The 18127-nt window shown below is 67.9% G+C and carries 18 protein-coding genes; 9 read left to right on the forward strand and 9 right to left on the reverse strand.

Translation table 11 applies throughout. From position 1 onward, the window contains the following. Positions 1–6 precede the first annotated feature (6 nt). Genes KIK15_RS05970 through purM form a run of 3 tightly spaced genes read left to right on the forward strand, consistent with a single transcriptional unit; the run spans position 7 to position 3782 of the window. A complete protein-coding gene (locus KIK15_RS05970) occupies positions 7–1008 on the forward strand; it encodes an ABC transporter permease (protein ID WP_214243305.1) in 1002 nt (333 codons plus the stop codon). Then, positions 1005–2672 (forward strand): ABC transporter ATP-binding protein, encoded by a 1668-nt coding sequence (locus tag KIK15_RS05975; RefSeq protein WP_307851758.1) that lies wholly within the window; start codon positions 1005–1007, stop codon positions 2670–2672. Before KIK15_RS05970 ends, KIK15_RS05975 begins: the two co-directional genes overlap by 4 nt. Before the next feature lie 3 nt (positions 2673–2675). Then, positions 2676–3782, forward strand: a complete 1107-nt coding sequence (purM, locus tag KIK15_RS05980; RefSeq protein WP_214243306.1) for a phosphoribosylformylglycinamidine cyclo-ligase — start codon at positions 2676–2678, stop codon at positions 3780–3782. Positions 3783–3803: 21 nt separating this feature from the next. Here purM and KIK15_RS05985 read toward each other — a convergent pair whose 3' ends face one another. From KIK15_RS05985 to KIK15_RS05995, 3 genes are all read right to left on the reverse strand, one after another. Next, positions 3804–3983 (reverse strand): DUF3073 domain-containing protein, encoded by a 180-nt coding sequence (locus tag KIK15_RS05985; protein WP_214243307.1) that lies wholly within the window; start codon positions 3981–3983, stop codon positions 3804–3806. Positions 3984–4118: 135 nt separating this feature from the next. Next, positions 4119–4760: an MOSC domain-containing protein gene (locus KIK15_RS05990; protein ID WP_214243308.1), complete on the reverse strand. Its 642-nt coding sequence runs from the start codon at positions 4758–4760 to the stop codon at positions 4119–4121. Continuing rightward, positions 4757–5917 (reverse strand): folate-binding protein, encoded by a 1161-nt coding sequence (locus KIK15_RS05995; RefSeq protein ID WP_307851759.1) that lies wholly within the window; start codon positions 5915–5917, stop codon positions 4757–4759. Before KIK15_RS05995 ends, KIK15_RS05990 begins: the two co-directional genes overlap by 4 nt. A gap of 37 nt (positions 5918–5954) precedes the next feature. Here KIK15_RS05995 and KIK15_RS06000 point away from each other — a divergent pair, with 37 nt between their 5' ends. The 5 genes from KIK15_RS06000 to cydC all read left to right on the forward strand — a co-directional run bounded on the left by KIK15_RS06000 (position 5955) and on the right by cydC (position 13041). Then, positions 5955–6875 (forward strand): aminodeoxychorismate lyase, encoded by a 921-nt coding sequence (locus KIK15_RS06000; RefSeq protein ID WP_214243309.1) that lies wholly within the window; start codon positions 5955–5957, stop codon positions 6873–6875. Positions 6876–7055: 180 nt separating this feature from the next. Then, complete coding sequence (locus tag KIK15_RS06005; protein ID WP_214243310.1) at positions 7056–8561, forward strand: cytochrome ubiquinol oxidase subunit I; 1506 nt, start codon at positions 7056–7058, stop codon at positions 8559–8561. Positions 8562–8595: 34 nt separating this feature from the next. Beyond that, a complete protein-coding gene (gene cydB / locus KIK15_RS06010) occupies positions 8596–9648 on the forward strand; it encodes a cytochrome d ubiquinol oxidase subunit II (RefSeq protein WP_214243311.1) in 1053 nt (350 codons plus the stop codon). Continuing rightward, the gene (gene cydD / locus KIK15_RS06015; RefSeq protein WP_214243312.1) at positions 9645–11315 is read left to right on the forward strand and encodes a thiol reductant ABC exporter subunit CydD; all 1671 of its coding nucleotides are present in this window, start codon (positions 9645–9647) and stop codon (positions 11313–11315) included. Before cydB ends, cydD begins: the two co-directional genes overlap by 4 nt. Next, the gene (cydC, locus tag KIK15_RS06020) at positions 11308–13041 is read left to right on the forward strand and encodes a thiol reductant ABC exporter subunit CydC (RefSeq protein WP_214243313.1); all 1734 of its coding nucleotides are present in this window, start codon (positions 11308–11310) and stop codon (positions 13039–13041) included. The genes cydD and cydC overlap by 8 nt, the downstream gene beginning before the upstream one ends. 262 nt (positions 13042–13303) lie before the next feature. On the opposite strand, the gene KIK15_RS06025 is transcribed toward cydC, so the two are convergent. The 6 genes from KIK15_RS06025 to KIK15_RS06045 form a co-directional block, all read right to left on the reverse strand. After that, positions 13304–13867 (reverse strand): DinB family protein, encoded by a 564-nt coding sequence (locus KIK15_RS06025; protein ID WP_214243314.1) that lies wholly within the window; start codon positions 13865–13867, stop codon positions 13304–13306. 94 nt (positions 13868–13961) lie between these two features. Beyond that, positions 13962–14618: an FABP family protein gene (locus tag KIK15_RS06030; RefSeq protein ID WP_374222820.1), complete on the reverse strand. Its 657-nt coding sequence runs from the start codon at positions 14616–14618 to the stop codon at positions 13962–13964. 266 nt (positions 14619–14884) lie between these two features. After that, positions 14885–15193 (reverse strand): DUF1416 domain-containing protein, encoded by a 309-nt coding sequence (locus KIK15_RS06035; RefSeq protein WP_214243803.1) that lies wholly within the window; start codon positions 15191–15193, stop codon positions 14885–14887. 5 nt (positions 15194–15198) lie between these two features. Then, positions 15199–16032, reverse strand: coding sequence for a sulfurtransferase (locus KIK15_RS06040; RefSeq protein ID WP_214243315.1), 834 nt, complete (start codon positions 16030–16032; stop codon positions 15199–15201). A gap of 198 nt (positions 16033–16230) precedes the next feature. Then, the gene (locus KIK15_RS18860) at positions 16231–16311 is read right to left on the reverse strand and encodes a putative leader peptide (RefSeq protein ID WP_374222833.1); all 81 of its coding nucleotides are present in this window, start codon (positions 16309–16311) and stop codon (positions 16231–16233) included. 39 nt (positions 16312–16350) lie between these two features. Next, positions 16351–17262: a DUF2993 domain-containing protein gene (locus KIK15_RS06045; RefSeq protein ID WP_214243316.1), complete on the reverse strand. Its 912-nt coding sequence runs from the start codon at positions 17260–17262 to the stop codon at positions 16351–16353. 94 nt (positions 17263–17356) lie between these two features. Here KIK15_RS06045 and KIK15_RS06050 point away from each other — a divergent pair, with 94 nt between their 5' ends. Then, positions 17357–18127, forward strand: a complete 771-nt coding sequence (locus KIK15_RS06050; RefSeq protein ID WP_214243317.1) for a response regulator transcription factor — start codon at positions 17357–17359, stop codon at positions 18125–18127.

Here is an 18127-nt window from a genome sequence, read left to right on the forward strand (position 1 = left end):
GAATCGATGACCGTTCCCGCCGCCGACCCATCGGCACAGCCGTCGCCCATCCGCCCGCCGAGCCGGAGTCAGATCCCGGGGCTGGCTCTCATCCGCAGCACGTCGGGTCTACAGCGCTACACCCTGATCTCCGGTTTGGTGCTGGTGGCGATCTTCATCATCCTGGCCGTGTTCGCGCCGCTCATCGCGCCGTATTCGTTCAAACAGCAACGTGATTCGTCCGGCGACTTCCCGTCGTTGGCCGGACCGTCGGGTGCGCATTGGTTCGGCACCACCGTCGGACAACTCGACGTGTTCTCCCGCACGGTCTACGGCGCGCGCACCGCGCTGATCGTCATCGTGTTGGCCTTGCTGCTCTCGGTGCTCATCGGCGTCGCGCTGGGCCTGGTCTCTGGATATGCCGGCGGATGGTTCGACCGGGTGGTGGTCACCTTCATGGACGCCATGTTCGGCTTTCCGTCGCTGCTGTTGGCGATCGTCGTGTCCGCGTCGCTCGGACCGCATTTCAAGGGCGGGTTCGGCGGCATCATGGCGGCGGCCGTGTCGATCACGGTGGTGTTCATCCCGCAGTACTACCGGGTGATCCGCAACGCCACGCTGTCGGTGAAGACCGAACCGTTCGTCGACGCTGCCCGGGTCACCGGGGCCGGTCCCGCACGCATCGCGTTCGTCCACATCCTGCCCAACGTGACCACCTCGCTGCCGGTGATCGCCACCCTCAACTGTTCCGAAGCCATCCTCACCCTGGCCGGGTTGGGGTTCCTCGGCCTGGGCATCGAACCGACTGCCGCCTCGGAATGGGGCTACGACCTCAACCGGGCGCTGCCCGATGTGGCCAACGGATTGTGGTGGACCAGCGTGTTTCCCGGCATGGCGATCGTGTTGATCGTGCTGGGCATCACGATGGTGGGCGAGAGCATCAACGAGGCCACCAACCCGCTGCTGCGCACCCGCCGGCTGGGCAAGGCCGCCGGTGGCACCGATGACGCTTCGGAGGTCGCATCGTGAACACTCCCGCACTTGCGGTGCAGAACCTGTCGGTCACCTTCGCCACCGACGGCGGTGTGGTCGACGCCGTACGTGACGTGAGCTTCGAGGTCTTCGCCGGCGAGGTACTGGCGGTGGTCGGCGAATCCGGTTCGGGGAAATCGGTCAGCTCTCGCGCCGCCATCGGTCTGTTGCCCGAGACCGCGCAGGTGACCGGAACGGTTCGGCTCGGTGAGCGTGAGGTGACGTCGATGTCGGCCCGCGAGCTGACCGGTATCCGCGGCCAGGACATCGCGATGGTGTTCCAGGAGCCCGGGGCGGTGCTCAACCCGTTGTTGACCGTGGGCGCCCATCTCGCCGAAGCCATTCGCGCACACCCGATCTCGGGCACCATGATGTCGAAGAAGGAGGTCGCGGCCCGCGCGGTGGAGCTGCTGCAGATGGTGGCCTTGCCCGAGCCGCAGCGGCGCGTGGACTACTACCCGCACGAACTTTCCGGTGGGCAGAAGCAGCGGGTGGTCATCGCGATGGCCATCGCCTGCGACCCGCTGGTGATCATCGCCGACGAACCCACCACCGCTCTCGACGTGACCGTGCAGGCCGAGATCCTGGATCTGCTGCGCGATCTCAAAGAGCGGATCGGGGCGGCGATCGTGCTGATCACCCACAACATGGGCGTGGTGGCCGACATGGCCGACCGCGTGGTGGTGATGAACGCCGGTGTCGTGGTGGAGCAAGCCGAGGTGCACGACCTGTTCGCCGCGCCCACGCAGGAGTACACGCGCACCCTGCTGGCCGCGGTGCCGCACCTGGGTGAACCGACCCGCACCACGCCGGTGGCCGCCGACGCCGAGACCGTGCTGGAGGTGACCGGGCTGACCGTGGAATTCCCACTCGGGTTGGGCAGCGGCACCTTTCGCGCCGTCGACGATGTCTCACTGGCCGTGCGCCGAGGGGAGACTCTGGGTCTGGTCGGCGAATCGGGGTCGGGCAAGTCGACGATCGGTCGGTGCGTGGCGGGTCTGCAGAAGCCGACGTCGGGCAGCGTGGTGGTGCTCGGCACCGACATCGCGGGGTTGTCCTCGCGGGCCATGCGGCCGCTGCGCAAGCGTTTCGGGTTCGTCTTTCAGGACCCCGCCACCGCGCTCAACCCGCGGATGACGGTGGGTACGTGCATCGCCGAACCACTGGTCGTGCACGCCTACGGTGACCGCGCCACCCGAACCGCACGGGTGCGTGAACTCCTCGACTCGGTGCGCCTGCCCGCAGGCACCGAGGACCGCTACCCCCACGAACTGTCCGGTGGGCAGCGTCAGCGCGCCAACCTGGCGCGGGCGTTGGCTCTGGGACCTGATCTGCTGGTGGCCGACGAGCCGACCAGTGCCCTGGACGTCTCGGTGCAGGCCTCGGTGCTGGAGTTGTTCATCGACCTGCAGCAGCAGTGGGATTTCGGTGCCCTGTTCATCAGCCACGACCTCGCGGTGGTCGAACAGGTGTCACAGCGGGTGGCGGTGCTGCGTGATGGGGCCGTGGTGGAACTCGACACCGGTGCCACGATCCTGCGCGCGCCCAGCGCTGATTACACCAAACGGCTGTTGGCGGCGGTACCTGTTCCCGATCCGGTGGAGCAGCGTCGACGCCGGGAGCAGACACACGAACGGGGCGGACCCTCTAGTACCGTATGACGCGTGACTAGCCAGGGTGCGGAGACCGGTAGCGCAGGTGCGTCCTACGCCGCCGCCGGTGTGGACATCGACGCAGGCGATCGGGCGGTCCGGCTGCTCAGCCCGCACGCCAAACGAGCATCGCGCCCCGAAGTCCTCGGCGGCATCGGCGGATTCGCCGGCCTGTTCTCGCTACGCGGCGACTACCGTGAGCCGGTCCTCGCCTCGTCCACCGACGGTGTGGGCACCAAACTCGCTGTGGCACAGGCGATGGGCAAACATGACACGGTGGGACGCGACCTGGTGGCGATGGTGGTCGACGACCTGGTGGTGTGTGGGGCCGAACCGCTGTTCCTGCAGGACTACATCGCAGTCGGCAAGGTGAACCCCGAGTTGATCGCCGAACTGGTGTCGGGCATCGCCGACGGGTGTGTCGAAGCCGGGTGCGCGCTGCTCGGTGGCGAGACCGCCGAGCATCCCGGCCTGATGGAGGACAGCCACTACGACCTGTCGGCCACCGGCGTGGGTGTGGTCGAAGCCGACGCCGTGCTCTCGCCCGATCGGGTGCGGCCCGGCGATGTGGTCATCGCGATGGGGTCCTCTGGGCTGCACTCCAACGGATATTCGTTGGCACGCAAGGTGTTGCTGGAGTGGGGACACATGGATCTCGGCGGTCACGTCGAGGAGTTCGGGCGCACCCTGGGCGAGGAGATGCTGGAACCGACCCGCATCTACGCCAAGGACTGCTTGGCGCTGATCGCCGAGACCGAGGTACGTACCTTCGCCCACGTGACCGGTGGTGGCCTGGCCGAGAACCTCGCGCGCGTGATGCCGCGGGGCCTGATGGCCGAGCTGGACCGCGGAACCTGGACTCCCGCACCGATTTTCGCGATGATCGGGCAGCGCGGTCGGGTCGAACGCCGCGAGATGGAGCGCACCTTCAACATGGGGGTGGGCATGGTTGCCATCGTCTCACCGTCCGACACCGACCGAGCGTTGGCAGTGTTGACCGCCCGGCACCTCGACAGCTGGGTGCTGGGGACGGTCAAGAAGGCGAGCGCCGAGAGTGGCGGCGAGGGAGTGGCTGGGACGGGAACCGCGGTGCTCGCCGGGGAGCACCCGCGGTTCTAGGCCGTCACACGACCTCGAGCGTCAGGCTCGACGCCATTCCTCTTCGTCGGCCCACGCGTCGGCGGGGTCCGGCCGGTCGAGTGGCTGGTCCGGACTGTTCGCCAGTTCACGCTGCAAGCTGTCGAGGTCCATGTTCGGGGAGCTGTACTTGAGCTCCCGAGCCACCTTCGTCTGCTTTGCTTTTGCTCTGCCGCGGCCCATAGGGGGACCCCCTCGCACAATGACGGGGCGGCCAATCAAGACTGGCGGCCCCGTTCTGAGTTTACAAATCTTGTCGTGGCTACAGTCTAGCGCGCTGGCGAGCGCAACGTGGACCGGCGGGTACGCCCGCGCGCCTCACCGGTCGCGAGCGCGTACGCGCAACGCCCGCTGCGCCTCCGACCGGACCTTGGCCGCCACCTCCGGCGCCGACGCGAGCTGCGTCAGCAACTCGTCGGACACGGTGCCGGCGAAGAAGTCACGGATGCTCACCTGACGGTCGGGGCGACTGAGCACCTGCACCGCATCCCCCGCACGCACCTCCCCTTCGGTGACAACCCGCAGGTAGGTGCCCACGTCGCCCCGCTCGGTGAAGCGTTTCACCCACTGTGGTCGCTCAGCCCATTCGGCGAAGGTGCGGCACGGAACGCGTGGCATCGACACCTCCACCACCACGTCGGTCCCGATGCGCCAGCGTTCCCCGATCAGCGCATCCGAGACGGCCACATCCGCCAAGCGCAGGTTCTCGCCGAACCAGCCCGGTGCCGGTGTGAACCCGATCTCCTGCGACCAGCGCTTCGCCTCGGCCTCGCTGTAGGCGTAGACGGCCTGGTCCGGACCGCCGTGGTGGGTGCGATCGAGGATGAGGTCGCCGTCGATGCCCTCGGTGGTGAACGCGACGGCGCCGGCGAGCGGTGTCTTGGCGATTCCGGTGTCGCCGGTTCGGGCCAGTGTCACCGGCGTGCCGGCCGCACAGACCGCGACCACGGTGCCGGTCATCGACCGCGCAGCTTCTCGATCGCGGCCCGACCGGCCGGCACCCGATCGTCGGTGGGCACCGATGCGGGGTCGATGCGGGCGTCCACCCCCCCGGCCAACAGCGGGGTGTCGACCGGGATGGTGCGCTTGACCAGGGCCACGGCGACCGGGCCGTATTCGTGGTGGTCGACGACGGTACCCACCCGTCCGACGCTCCGTCCGCCTGCGGTGATCGGATCGCCGGTGACCGGGCGAGCGTCGGCGCTGCCGTCGAGTTGCAGCAGGACCAGTCGACGCGGCGGTTGGCCGAGGTTGTGGACTCGGGCCACGGTCTCCTGCCCGCGGTAGCAGCCTTTGTCCAGGTGTACTGCGCCGTGGTGGTCGGGGTCGCCGATCCAGGCCACCTCGTGCGGGATGGTCTTCTCGTCGGTGTCCACACCCAGCCGTGGCATCACGGCCACCGCCCGCAGCGCCTCGAACGCCCAGATGCCCGCGGGGCGCGCGCCGGTCTGGGTCAGCAGCGTCCACCAATCGGTGAGATGGCCGGTGGGCACCATCACGTCGACGCGCGGCAGCGGTGCATCGGCTTCGCCCAGCGGCGGCATCACGCGCCAGAACCCCTGCGGTTCGTCGTCGTGATGCTGCTCGGGCAGCGAGCCGGCCTGATAGACCTGCGCGTGCTCGGGGATCTCCAACAGCGCGGCGAGCGGGCCCGAGACCGCGCCGGGCCCGACGAGGGTGAGCACGGCGAGGTCGGGCCGCGCGACCGGGGTTGCTTTGGCCCAGAACACCATTCGGCTCAGAAAATCTAAAAGCGGTTGCGCCCGTTGATGTTCGGTGTCGAGATAGGTGACGCCGTCGATGTCGGTGACGATGAAGTGATCCTCAACGCGTCCGTTGCCGTCGAGGCTGAGGTCTTCGGCGCTGCGCCGATCGGGCAGCGTCGCCACGTGTTGGCTGGAGATGGTGTGCAGCCAGCTCAGCCGCTCCTCGCCGCTGATCTCGATGACCCCACGATGGGATCGGTCGACCACGATCACACCGTCGAGCGCGGCGCGCTGCTCACCGAGCGGGTCGCCGAAATGCCAGGCGACGCCTGCATCGGGGGAGTCGTCGGGGGCGGGTACGGCACCGGATCCACGGTGGGCCAGCAGCACGGTGGACGGGGAGGCGGTCACGGCTTCCATGGTACGAGTACCCGATAGGGTGAGCGCCATGGCGCATCCGATCTTGGTCACCTACGACGGCGCGGTTCTCGACGCCGATGTCCCCTTCCTGCACGCCGACGACCTCGCCGCGGTGCGCGGTGACGGCGTCTTCGAGACGCTGCTGGTGCGCGACGGACGCGCCCGCTGCGTGAACCTGCACCTGCATCGGTTGGCCCGCAGCGCCGCGGCGTTGGGACTGCCCGACCCTGATCTCGACCGGTGGCTCGCGGCCATCCGCACCGGCGCTCGGGTGTGGGCAGAGGAGAACCCGTCCGCCGAGGGTGTGATGCGGCTGGTGTACTCGCGTGGTCGCGAGAGCGCGCCGGTCGACGCCCCGCCCAAAGGTTCCGACCGGGCCGACACCGGCATCAGTCGAGAATCCAACGAGGCGACCGCGTATCTGACCGTCGGCCCGGTGGCCGAGCGGGTGGCCACCGCCCGGGCCGAGGGGATCACCGTGATCACCCTCGACCGCGGATACTCGGTCGACCTCGCCGCCCGCGCCCCGTGGCAACTGTTGGGTGCCAAGACCTTGAGCTACGCGACCAACATGGCCGCGCTGCGTCACGCGGCCACCGAGGGCGCCGACGACGTGATCTATCTGAGCAGTGAAGGTCAGGTGCTCGAGAGCCCCCGAGCCACGGTGGTGGTGCTGCGTGGCGACACCCTCATCACCCCGCCCGCCGAGAACGGGATCCTGCACGGCACCACACAGCAGGCGCTGTTCACCATCGCCGAGAAAGAAGGGTTTCGCACCCGCGCCGCAGCGCTGCGTGGCTCGGACCTGGTGACCGCCGACGGGGTCTGGCTGGTGTCCAGCATCACCCTGGCTGCCCGAGTGGCGGTCCTCAACGGATACCCCATGCCGGTGCCCGCCCGCCTCGAGGAGTTCAACGCGCTGATCAACCGCGCGATCGAGCTGGACTGACCTCGATCTCTCAGGCACACAGAGGACTTTCGTCCCCTGTGTGGCGTGCAGTTCCCGGGACCTTGTGTGGTGGGTCGAACACCTTTGTCCCATGGTGTCGACCGGCGCTGAGGAGTTGAATCCGTGGTGACTACTACGGCATGTAGTAGTGCTCTGGGGTTCGCACAGTGAGGTCGCCACATGAACGCGCTCGACGTCTCGCGTTGGCAATTCGGGATCACGACGGTCTACCACTTTCTGCTGGTCCCTCTGACCATCGGTCTTGCGCCGATGATCGCGGTGATGCAGACGGTGTGGCACGTCACCGGCAATGAGCAGTGGTATCGCGCCACCAAGTTCTTCGGGAAGTTGTTCCTGATCAACTTCGCCCTGGGGGTGGCCACCGGCATCGTGCAGGAGTTCCAGTTCGGCATGGCCTGGAGCGAGTACAGCCGCTACGTCGGGGACGTCTTCGGTGCGCCGCTGGCCCTGGAAGGGCTGGTCGCCTTCTTCCTGGAGTCGACCTTCCTGGGCTTGTGGATCTTCGGGTGGCAGCGCTTGCCGGCGCGAGTGCATCTGGCCTGCATCTGGCTGGTGGCCATCGGGGTAAACGCATCGGCCTTCTTCATCATCGCGGCCAACTCGTGGATGCAGCACCCGGTGGGCGCCCGGTTCAATCCGGACACCCAACGCGCTGAGCTGGTGGACTTCTGGGCCGTGATGACCAACAACACCGCCCTGGCCGCGTTCCCGCACACCGTGGCCGGGGCGTTCCTCACCGCCGGTACCTTCGTCGCGGGCATCGGGACCTGGTGGATGATCCGAGATCGTAGACGCGCCAGGGTGACCGACGACGTGGTGCTCGCAGGCGAGCTCAACACCGAGGCGCGCACCCTCTACCGTCCGGTCACCCGGTTTGCGATGTGGGTGATGCTGGCCTCGGGGGTGGCGTTGGCGGTCACCGGGGACGCTCAGGCCAAGCTGATGTTCGAACAGCAGCCGATGAAGATGGCCTCGGCCGAATCGCTGTGCCACGTGGAGACCGGTGCCTCGTTCTCCATCCTGACCATCGGTACCCAGAACAACTGCGACTCGATCACCCGCGTGATCGAGCTGCCCAACCTCACCTCCTTCCTGGCCACCAACGACGTCAACGCGACGCTGTCGGGTGTGACCGATCTGCAACAGCAGTACCAGCAGCGATTCGGGCCCGGAAACTACCGTCCCAACCTCTTCGTCACCTACTGGGCGTTTCGGGCCATGATCGGTTGGGCCATCGGGTCGGCGGTGCTGGCCGCTGCGGGCCTGTGGTTCACGCGGCGCGGGCGGGTGCCCGACCAGCGGTGGCTGGGATGGCTTGCGTTGGCAGCCATCCCGACGCCGTTCCTGGCCAACAGCTCGGGCTGGGTGTTCACCGAGATGGGGCGCCAACCGTGGATGGTCGCGCCCAATCCGACGGGCGATCCCAGCATCCACCTCACCGTCGCGCAGGGCGTGTCGAACCAGTCGGTGTGGACGGTGATGATCTCGCTGACCACCTTCACGCTGCTGTACGGGGCGCTGGCGGTGGTGTGGTTCATCCTCGTCCGCCGCTACACCGTGCACGGGCCCCTGGCCCACGACTCGTCCCCGCACCCGGATCGAGGTCGCGACGACGGCGACGACACCGACGCAGACCGGCCCGCGCCCCTGTCGTTCGCCTACTGACATTGTCCTGCAACGGATTCAGAAGGGATTCGTGATGACACTTCCAGAAGTGTGGTTCGTGGTGGTCGCCGTGTTATTCGCCGGCTACTTCCTGTTGGAGGGCTTCGACTTCGGGGTGGGGATGGCGTTGCCGTTCCTGGGTCGTGGTCGCGACGAGACCGCCGAGGACGGTGACGTTCGGCGGCGCACCCTCATCAACACCATCGGACCGGTGTGGGACGGCAACGAGGTGTGGTTGTTGACCGGTGGCGGGGCGATGTTCGCGGCGTTCCCCATCTGGTACGCGACGATGTTCAGCGCGATGTATCTGGCCCTGCTGGTCATCCTGGTCGGTTTGATCACCCGCGTGGTCGCGATCGAATGGCGCGGCAAGATCGACGATCCGCGGTGGCGTCGGTGGTGTGATGTCGGGATCGGACTGGGATCGTGGCTGCCCGCACTGCTGTGGGGTGTCGCCTTCGCCAACCTGGTGCGTGGACTCCCGCTGGATTCCGGACAGCGTTTCACCGGAACGTTTTTCGACTTGCTGAGTCCTTATGCCCTGCTGGGAGGGCTGACCACCCTGCTGCTGTTCGGCACCCATGGCTTGGTGTTCCTCACCCTCAAGACCGACGGTCATCTGCGCATCGAGGCGATGCGAGCGGCTCGTGTGTGGGCCGTACCCACGGTGATCGTCTTCGCGGTGTTCGGTGGCTGGACCCTCGCCTACGGCGAGAAGGGTTGGCTGGCAACGGTTCTTGCGGTCGGTGTGGCGGCGTCGATCGTCATCGCTGCGGCTGCGGCGGCGGGCCGGGAAGTGGTGGCCTTCGCGGCCACCAGCGTGTCGATCCTGTCGTTGGTGGTGCTGATCTTCGGGTCGCTGTGGCCGGTGGTGATTCGCGCGACCACCACGCGCGCCAACGACCTCACCATCGCCGCGGCGGCGTCGAGCCACTACACGCTGACGGTGATGACGTGGGCGGCGGTGGTCATGGTGCCGGTGGTGCTGGCTTATCAGATCTGGACGTATTGGGTTTTTCGTCAACGCATCTCCACCGCTCACATCCCGCCGTCGATCGGACTGTCGTTGCGGGTTCGGCGATCATGACGGCGTCGCAGCCACCCATCGATCCGCGGCTGCTGCGCTGGTCTGCGAGCGCCCGGCGTTACGTCCTGGTGACGGCGGCGATGGGAGTCGTCACCGCGGGTGCGGTCATCGTCAGCGCCCTGATGGTGGCCGCCACACTCGCCGAGCTGGTGACCGATCCGGCATCGAGAGATGTTGCTGCCCAATCCGATCACCTCATTATCCTGGGCGTGGCGCTGGCGGTCCGCGCCCTGGCCGCCGTGGGTCACGCGCGTTACGCGCAGCGGGCGTCGGCGCAGACGATCGCCGAGCTGCGGATCGCGGCCATCGATGCGGTGACCGACGTGCGTCGCACCAGCCCACGGGAGCTGGCGCGGATGCGGGGCGATCTTCTCACCGTCACCGGGCGCGGGCTCGACGCGTTGGCGCCCTACCTGTCGTCCTTCATCCCGGCGCTTTTGCTCACCGTGACCGTCACGCCGGCGGTCGTCGCGGTGATCGCCTGGGCCGACCTCACATCGGCGATCATCGTGGTGGTCACGCTGCCGTTGATACCGCTGTTCATGGTTCTGATCGGGCTGATGACCCGTGATCGGACCCGGCGGCGACTGGAGGCCATGAACGCCCAGTCCGCGCAGCTGCTGGACCTGGTGGCCGGGGTACCCACTCTGCGCGCACTGCATCGGGCTGATGGTCCCGTGGTGCAGGTACGTGCATTGGGGCAGACCCATCGGCGGACCACCATGCGTGCACTGCGGGTCGCGTTCCTCTCCGGCGCAGTCCTCGAGCTGCTGGCCACCCTCTGTGTGGCGTTGGTGGCCGTCAGCATCGGACTTCGCCTGGTGCACGGCGACATGACGCTGCACGACGGTGTTCTCGCCCTCATCCTCGCGCCCGAGGTGTACCTGCCGCTGCGCTCGGTGGGGGCGCAGTTCCACAACTCCGAGACCGGGCGCACCGTCGCCGCCGACGTCCTCGATCTCATCGACCGCGCCCCCATCCGGCGGATCGAGCAGCACACCGACGCCGTGAACCTGCGGCAGGCGGCGGTGGTGCTGCACCAGGTGGGCGTGCGTGACCGTGACGGCTGGGCGCCGCGGGGGTTGTCGCTGCGCTGTGAACCCGGCGCCATCACTGTCCTCACCGGTGCCAACGGGAGTGGCAAATCGACTGCGCTGCAGGTGATCGCCGGGATGATCGCACCGGATACCGGTTGGGTGCGGATCGGCGACCTCGACCCGGTGGCCGACCCCGAGGCCATCATCGGGTCGATCGCGTGGCTGGCCGAGCCGCCGGTGGTGCTACCGGGAACGGTGGCGAGCAACCTCGCCCTGTTCGGTCACCCCGACCCGGCGCGGCTCGATGGTGCCTGTCGGGCAACGGGGTTGGACACGGTGCTGGCGCAGCTGCCTGCGGGCCGCGACACCCGCGTGGGCTGCGGCGGGGTGGGTTTGTCGGCCGGGCAGCGTCAACGCTTGGCCGTGACGCGTGTGTTGGCCGCTCCTGCGTCGGTGCTGCTGCTCGACGAACCGACCGCGCACCTCGACGAACGGTCGGAGACGCAGGTGATCGAGGCGTTGCGCCGACGCGCAGCGGATGGGGCCACGATCGTCGTGGTCAGCCACCGGTCGGCGGTACTCGCCGCCGCCGATGCGATCGTGACGACCTCGGCGGTGGCTCATGTCTGAACGACGCCATTGGCGTGCGGACCCCGCGGTGCGCGCGGCGGCGTTGCTCGGGGTGGCGCCTGGGCCGGTGCTGAGGTCGGTGGCGCTCGGATCGGCGTCGTCGCTGAGCGCCTTGGCGCTGGCGGTGCTCTCGGCCTGGCTGATCACCCGGGCCTGGCAGATGCCGCCGGTGCTGGCCTTGTCGGTGGCGGTCACCTCGGTGCGCGCCCTGGGCATCTCGCGTGCGCTGTTTCGCTACCTCGAGCGTCTGGCCACCCACGATTTGGCTCTGGATGCGATGGCCACCGCCCGCAGTCGCATCTATGCGGCGGTGGCCGGCGGGTCGCCGTCGTACTCGGTGACGCTGCGGCGCTCGGAGATCGTCTCGCGGGCCGGTGATGACATCGAGGAGATCGGCGACGCCCTGATCCGCGGACTCATCCCACTGGGCTCGGCGGTCGTCACCGCGACATTCGCCGTCGGGGTGGGGATGTGGGTGTCACCGTGGCTGGGCTCGGCGGTGGCGCTGGGCTGGGTGGTGGCCGGAGTGCTGGCTCCGGTCCTGGCCGCGGTCGGCGCGGCGCGCGCCGAACGCGACGACCGATGTGCCCGAGACGACGCAGGCGAACTGGCAGCCCTGCTGCTGTGGCACGGCCCGGAGATGTGGGTGGCGGGCCGACGCGAGGAGCTGCTCGCTGCGGCACGAGCGGCGCAGCTACGCGCGGTGCGGGCCGCGGACTGCGGCAACGCCATTCGCTCATGGGCAGCGGCAGCGGTGCCCGTCGTGGTCGGTGCCGTGGTGCTGGTTGCCTGTCTGCTGGCGGTCGGGATGGCCGATCGTGTCGACGCCACCACGGTCGGTGTGCTGATCCTGTTGCCGCTCAGCGCTTTCGAGGCGGCGAGCGGGTTGGTCGATGCCGCTCGCCACCTGTGGCTGAGCCGTCAGGCCGGTGCGCGGGTGCTCGCGATGATCGACTGTTCGGGTGTCGGATCCACTGAAACGCGAGACATCTCATCGGTCGATCGGCCAACTGCCACCGGTGACACGGCTCTGCACGCCACGGCTGTGCGATTCGGATACAGCGCCCACAACGCGGTCGGACCGATCTGCGGGATCGAGACCATCGGACCGGGTGCGCGGATCGCGGTGGTGGGGGCCAGCGGTTGCGGCAAGACGTCGTTGCTGTTGACGCTGGCCGGGTTGTTGCCCCCGCTGGCGGGCACGGTGCAGGTGGTGGGCGGCAACGCCGCCGCGGGCGAGGTGGTGCGCTATTTCGCCGAGGACGCACACGTGTTCGCCACCACGGTGCGCGAGAACCTGTTGGTGGCCAACGGATCTGCCACCGATACGCAGTGCGCTGACGCGCTGGGGCGGGTGGGGCTGGGCCCGTGGCTGACCGGGTTGCCCGACGGCCTCGACACGATCCTTGCCGCGGGAACCGAGGCGATCAGCGCCGGACAGCGGCGCCGGCTGCTGTTGGCGCGGGTGGTGATCAACCCGGCACCGATCGTGCTGCTCGACGAACCCTGCGAGCACCTCGATCGCACCGACGCCGACCGGCTGCACCGAGAGCTGCTGGACCGCGATTCGGGACTGGTGGCCGGCGAGCGTGCGGTCGTGGTGGTGGCCCACCACCTGCCCGCCGAGACGGCCGCCGACGTGGTGATCGATCTCGACGCGGCCCGGGCCGACCCAGTGGACCAGCTCACGACAAAATCCGTTGCCGAGGATCAGATCCCCGCGTAACTTCGTGGGTACACGAGGAAGGAGGTGGTCCGAAGTTGATTGACTTATGGATACGTGAGGTGGCCATCAGCTAGGTGGCGTCACCCTCGGGTTCGATGTCACCGACGCGAATCCACGGTGGTCACCCGACCCCCGCACCCCGCCCGTCCAGGCGGTTTCGCTCCTTCACCGGGAGCGGGTGCGGGGGTCGTCCCGTCTCTGGGCGACTCCACGCCAGGACCGAACCGCCCCAGACGTTTCCGCCGATCCGCCCCGACAATCCTCAGATGGTTTCGGAGTGATCGATGGTGCGTAGGCCGTCGATCCGCAGTGTGTGGGTGGTGTTCTGTCCGTCGATGGCCTCGCGGATGATGTCGGCGTGCCCGCTGTGTTGCGCGGTCTCGCGGAACAAATGGAACAGGATGCGCCGGACCGTCTGCTGCTGTCGGGTGGTGGCCCACTCTGCGGGCGGGATGTGGATCAGCGCGTCGAGGTCGGGAACGGTGGCGATGAACTCATCGGTCAGCCGGGCTTGGTCGCGGTACTCGCCCAACCAGAATTCCAGGCTTTCGCCGTCGAGCAGCGTGTAGGCATCGTCGAGGGTGTCCAGGGTCATCTCGAAGGTGGCGTCGGGGTCGTTCTCGAGCACGGTGGCGATCCAGTACCGCTCCAGATTGGTCAGGTGTTTGACCAAGCCGCCCAGTGTCAGCTTCGACACCGTCGAGACGCGCCGCGCATCGTCCTCAGAGATATCCTTAAGTGTCCAAAGGAAATTCCGTCGTTGCTCACCGTAGATCTCGATGAGTGTCTCGCGTTCTCGGGGGACGTTGGCGGCCGCAATGATCATCTGTCCACCTAATCACCGATCGGTCGCAACGGTCACGCGACTGCGACAAAAGCGGGCCGAACTTGTCCGACTTGACCGAAAGGTCGGTCTGATCTCAGCCCGCGAAACGCGACAACCGCGCCGAGAGCCGAGGCGTCAACTCACCGTCGTCGTCGATTCGCTCTTCCACGTACGCCAAGTCGCCGTTGTCGACGAGGCCGTAGAGCCGCTTGGCCCCGCCGATGGTGCGGCCGTCGGCGCTGCCCGAGGCCGATGTGATGACCACATCGGTGGCCAGCTCCCAGGATGTTTGGTTGAGCGGGCGACCGTAGAACAGTTCGATCCAGCCTTCGGCGTGGGTGAGCAACAACTCGATGGTCTCGTCGGAATCCGGTCCTCCGATGCGCCAGAAGCCGGTTTCGCGAAGGCTCGGACCGACGTAGTCCTCGCCAGACCCCGAACCCGGCTCGGCGTCGGCGAGCACCCACGACCGCGATTCCCACATCAGGTAGTTCTGGCCGTCGTGGCTGACGGTGATCTGTTGTCCGAACCGGTAGTCGCCGGTGCCCGGATCGTTGCCCTCACCCTCACCGCGCCACACCCCGATCAGGGGCAGCAACCCGAGCAGGCCGGGGTGCAGATCGGGGCCATGACGCAGGTTGGCGGTGTCGTCGGGTAGCGGCAGGCCTGCCAGCGTGCTGATGTTGCGCGAGGCCGACGTCGGCACGGGCGCGCCACCGGCATCGTCGCCGGCTGCGGACACGTCAGACACACCGACGCCCAGCGGGATTCGGTGTGTCGGTGCCAGCGGTCACGACTTGTCGTAGAACAGCCGGTACAGGGTGTACAGGCCGAACCAGACGATCGCCAGCGACGCCAAGACCAGTAGAACTTCGAAGAAGATGACCACGCTTCGATTCTACGGGGCCTGGGCGCGAGTACCACCGGTGGTGGCTCTCGGCGTCGACATGGGCCTGGTTGACGAAGATCGCCCCCGCCCGCACGCGGCGGACAGGGGCGATCGAGGACGCGGTGGCCTCAGCCGGCGAGGACGGTGACGTCGCTCTCGTAGATGCCGGCCCCGTCGGGCGAGACGGTGATGTCACCGTTGCCCCGCGACGACAGCGCCCGGATGGTCCAGGTGCCGGGAGCGGCGAAGAACCGGTAGTCACCGGTCCCGCTGGCCACCACCTCGGCGGTGAACTCGCCGGTCGAGTCGAGCAGACGCACGAACGCGCCCGCCACCGGGGTGCCGTCGGTGTCGAGGACCTGACCGGTCAGCACCGTCTCCTTCTCGACGTCGACCCCGGCGGGAAGCTTCTGACCCTGCTTGGGTGCGGCACACATCATGCTCACGCCCCCAATTCGATCGGGGCACCCACCAGGGAGCCGTACTCGGTCCAGCTGCCGTCGTAGTTCTTGACGTTGGAATGGCCCAGCAGCTCGTGCAGCACGAACCAGGTGTGGCTGGAACGCTCGCCGATGCGGCAGTAGGCGATGGTGTCCTTGCTTCCGTCGAGACCGGCCTCGGCGTACAACTCGGCCAGCTCCTCGTCGCTCTTGAAGGTGCCGTCCTCGTTGGCCGCCTTGCTCCACGGCACGTTGATGGCGGTGGGGATGTGGCCGGGACGCTGGCTCTGCTCCTGGGGGAGATGGGCGGGCGCCAGGATCTTGCCGCTGAACTCGTCCGGGCTGCGGACGTCGACGAGGTTCTTGCTGCCGATTGCGTCGATGGCCTCGTCACGGAATGCGCGGATCGACAGGTCCGGGGCCGCAGCGGTGTAGGTGGTGGCGGGGCGGGTCACCGCGTCGGTGCTCAGCGGGCGACCGTCGAGCTCCCACTTCTTGCGGCCACCGTCGAGCAGCTTCACGTCCTGATGGCCGTAGAGCTTGAAGTACCAGTAGGCGTAGGCGGCAAACCAGTTGTTGTTGCCGCCGTAGAGGACCACGGTGTCGTCGTTGGCGATGCCGCGAGCCGACAACAGGTCGCCGAACTGCTCGGCGTTGACGAAGTCGCGACGGACCTGATCCTGCAGGTCGGTCTTCCAGTCCAGCTTCACCGCGCCGGCGATGTGGCCGCCGTCATACGCGCTGGTGTCCTCGTCGACCTCGACGAAGACGACCTTGTCGGTGGTCAGGTTCTGCTCAGCCCAGTCGGCACTGACCAGGACATCGGAGCGAGCCATGGGGATTCCTTTCCAAAGGGGTGGCGCCGGAGATCGTCGGTGGCGCAGAGGATGTGAGGTGAGACGCAGTCGATAGTCGGGCACAGACCTGCCTGTGCGGGATGACTCCGAAGTGCCATCGAGCCGAACATTCGGCCCACTCGACCCGCTGATCGGGTGAGGGAATCCGGCTGTCCGCAGGCCAGAGGTGCCCGGTGTTCAGCGACAGCAGCAGGTGGCGACTCGACAGAAATCGATCGCCCGGCGACGGGTGAGCAGGAACTCACGGCGCGACTGCATGGCTGCGAGCCTACAACAGCAGGTGGGGATGCCCGATTCTCAGGCGGGACGGAACTGACGCGGCGTGAGAAGTGCGGCTGTGGTGCGCGCGGTCAGCTGGATGTCGCTGCCGGAGCTGTTGGCCCCGGTGGGCCGTACTCCCCACGGCAACGCGATCGCCGGGAGGGTGGCGGTGAACGCGGCCAGCACGTGCGGCCGCTCGGTCGCCGACACCGTCGCCTCGCTGTGCTCCTGCGGTCCGGTGTAGAAACCGGTCGCCTGCACGTGCAGGCGACCGCCGACGATCGACAGGTCGACCGTCACGCTCACCGTCACCCGGCGGATCGGCTGTCCAGGCGAGGTGCGAATCGAGACGGTTCCGGTCAGCATCACCCCGCGGGTGCGGCTGAGCAGTCCGTCCTGGGGTCCGCCACCGCCGGGGACACCCGCGGGTGCCGGCGTGGTCACGGTCAGGTCGTCGACTCCGAGGAACCGGCCCATCGACACCGAGTCGATGGTGGCCGAGGACGAGATGGAGGCCACCCGCAACGTGGTGTCGGCCTGGATCAGTCGAGCCGCACCCATCACCCCGACATCGGTGAGGGTGGCGCGTAGATCGGCGCGGCGCACCCCGGCGGCGGGATCGCACGCCGAGCACACCGCCACCCCTCGCGCGGTGATCCCGATCTGCGCCAGACGGCGATCGCGGACGTCGGTGGCTACCGGGAAACCAGAGATGGTGACCTCGGGTTCGAATGTCATCCCGGGCGCGGCCAGTAGCGCGCGGGCCATGCTGCGTTCGGCGCGGATGGCCACCACATAGTCGGCTCCGACGGCGGCCAGGGTGAGGCCGAGCACGGTGACCAGACCCGCGATCACCACCCGGCGCATCAGCACCCCTTCGGTCGGTTCGGGAACGAGTCGGGGACGCGCGCGGTGTTCGGCGTCGCCCGCCAGAGCGATGGCCGACACCGACGGGAAGCCCAGCTGCGGTTATTCTGTCACCTACTGCGTACGCGTTGGTAAGGCAACGTACACATATGAACTCTCGAGATCGGAGTGGTTTGTGGATCTCTTGTTGCTGACAGCCGATCCCACACCTGAGTCTGTTCTGCCGTCGTTGTCACTGCTGGCTCACACAGTTCGCGTCCTGCCCACCGAGGTGTCCTCCCTGATGGAGGCGGGCAACGCCGACGTCGCCATCGTCGACGCCCGCATCGATCTGGCCGCTGCCCGAGGCCTGTGTCGGTTGCTGGGCAGCACCGGATCGGCCATCCCGGTCGTGGCCGTTCTCACCGAGGGTGGCCTGGTGGCCGTCAATGCTGAATGGGGCCTCGACGACTTCCTGCTGCCCGCAACGGGTCCCGCGGAGCTCGACGCCCGGTTGCGGCTGCTGGTGGTCCGCACCCGGGGGGTGACCACCGAGGAGTCCGGGGGCAGGGTCTCGCTGGGGGAGCTGGTGATCGATGAGGGCACCTACACCGCGCGGCTGCGCGGCCGTCCCCTCGACCTCACCTACAAAGAGTTCGAGCTGCTGAAGTACCTGGCGCAGAACGCGGGACGGGTGTTCACCAGAGCGCAACTGCTGCAAGAGGTCTGGGGGTACGACTTCTTCGGTGGGACGCGCACGGTGGATGTGCACGTGCGTCGGCTGCGCGCCAAACTGGGCAGCGAGCACGAGTCGTTGATCGGCACGGTGCGCAACGTCGGATACAAGGCAGTGCGGCCGAGTGGCCGTGGTCGCGACGACGCCGACGGGTCGGTCGACACCGTCGAGGACCTGCTCGAGGCCGAGATCGACGATCCAGACTTCAGTACCGTCCCCAACGGTGGCTGA

This window comes from Williamsia sp. CHRR-6 (assembly GCF_018474015.1).
Classification (GTDB): Bacteria; Actinomycetota; Actinomycetes; order Mycobacteriales; family Mycobacteriaceae; genus Williamsia_A.